Source organism: Paraburkholderia sp. SIMBA_030 (assembly GCF_046535245.1).
Lineage (GTDB): Bacteria > Pseudomonadota > Gammaproteobacteria > Burkholderiales > Burkholderiaceae > Paraburkholderia.
This window is the reverse complement of the sequence record NZ_JAWRXB010000240.1, coordinates 1-313: the sequence shown is the minus strand read 5'-3', so window position 1 is coordinate 313 and position 313 is coordinate 1. Positions and strand designations below refer to the sequence as shown.

Below are 313 nucleotides of genomic sequence, written 5' to 3'. Positions count from 1 at the left end.
ACCAAAGAGAGTCTCCGGAAATTGGAGGAGTGCAATTTCATAAAGATCAGGTAAATATTGCATTTGAAAATAATGCCTCAGGTGATATTAAAGATTGGTTTACTAAATACAACAAACTTGGTAGTGGCGAACATCTCGTATTTTTAATTGAAAAAATTAATATTTCGGAAGAAAAAAAAGATAAATTCCAAATTGGAAAGCTTGATTTTCGTGCCAGTACCTTTATTAAGAAAGAAGATGGGTATCATTTTTTATTCAAAAAAGATACGGTAGCCACGGTTTCGTCTCGTGAAACGCCATATATGGCACAGAG

At 33.5% G+C, this 313-nt stretch carries 1 protein-coding gene; it reads left to right on the top strand.

The window, feature by feature from the left end; translation table 11 throughout:
* On the top strand, positions 1-313 hold a 313-nt coding region (locus SB772_RS39830), incomplete at both ends, for a hypothetical protein (RefSeq protein ID WP_410838495.1).